We start from the raw sequence: 326 nt of genomic DNA, 5'->3' as shown, positions 1-326 counted from the left end.
GGTCGCCTTCAGGGCGTCCTTGCCGGCCTTGATGGCGTCGCGTCCGAAGGCGTAGTCCTGCGCCAGGAAGGCCACGCTGCCGCCCTTGAGGGTGCTGGCCGCGGCCAGCCCGTCCTGCATCGAGCTGCGCGAGGTGCGGAAGATGTAGCGGTTCCATTTGTCGCCCGTGATCGCGTCGGCCACGGCCGGCTCGACGATGAGCACCTTCTTGTATTCGAGCGCCACCGGCAGCATCGCGATGGCCGAGCCGGACGAGGAGGTGCCGACCGCGATGTCGACCTTGTCGTCGCCGTAGGCCTCGGCCAGCAGCGTGCGGCCCAGGTCCG

Annotated in this window: 1 protein-coding gene; it reads right to left on the bottom strand. The window is 69.6% G+C overall.

The window, feature by feature from the left end; genetic code table 11:
- A partial coding sequence (locus D0817_RS27030; protein ID WP_153188226.1) for an ABC transporter substrate-binding protein occupies nt 1-326 on the bottom strand: 326 nt, incomplete at both ends.

The organism is Flavobacterium cupreum, assembly GCF_003996965.1.
GTDB classification, from domain to species: domain Bacteria; phylum Bacteroidota; class Bacteroidia; order Flavobacteriales; family Flavobacteriaceae; genus Flavobacterium; species Flavobacterium cupreum.
Note: the sequence above shows the minus strand (reverse complement) of the source record. Positions and strands in the feature narration are given on the sequence as shown.